This is a genomic window from Pseudomonas sp. GW821-FHT10B02, from assembly GCF_059415665.1.
Genome location: NZ_JBWKNR010000038.1, coordinates 1 through 719 on the forward strand (window position 1 = coordinate 1; position 719 = coordinate 719).

At 62.4% G+C, this 719-nt stretch carries 1 protein-coding gene; it reads left to right on the plus strand.

Annotated features, from left to right (window positions below; translation table 11 throughout):
* Window positions 1-719, plus strand: a 719-nt coding sequence (locus AC07OF_RS25820; protein WP_495073686.1) for a cadherin-like domain-containing protein, incomplete at both ends; no start/stop codon positions are given.

The window sequence follows — 719 nt, forward strand, 5'->3', positions numbered from 1 at the left end:
CAAATCGAGGTGGTCGCGACCGATACCGATGGCAGCACCGGCAGCGCCACCATCGATATCAATATCGTCGACGACGCGCCCAAGGCGTACGACGACAGCAACACCACTACCGCCACGGAAGCTCAACTGACCCTGACCGGCAACGTGCTGAGCAACGATGTGCAAGGCGCCGACCGCATCGCCAGCGGCCCGATCACCCCGCAAACCATCACCGGTACCTACGGCACCCTGGTGCTGGCCGCCGATGGTTCCTACACCTACACGCTGAACGCCAACGACCCGGACTTCGTCAATCTGAAAGGCGGTGGCACGGGTGTCGAAAACTTCACCTACACCCTCAAGGACGCCGACGGCGACAGCAGCACGGCGACCTTGAAGATCGATGTCAGTAACCTCAACGACCCGGTAGAGATCCACGGCCTGGACCTGTGCGGCGGCGAGTTGACTTTCTACGAGAAAAACCTCAGCGACGGCAGCAGCCCGGACCAGTGGGCGCTGACCAAGGGCGGCACCTTTACCGTGGTCGCCCCGGACGGCTTGCAAACCCTGACCATCGGTGGCCTCACTTTGGTCAGTGGCGGAGTGGTCAGCGCATTGCCGCTGACCGGCACCACGCCGCTGGGCAACTCGATGACCATCCACAGCTACGACCCGAGCACCGGGGTAATCGTCGGCACGTTCACCTTGCTGGACAATGAAAGCCACACCAGCGGCAACAC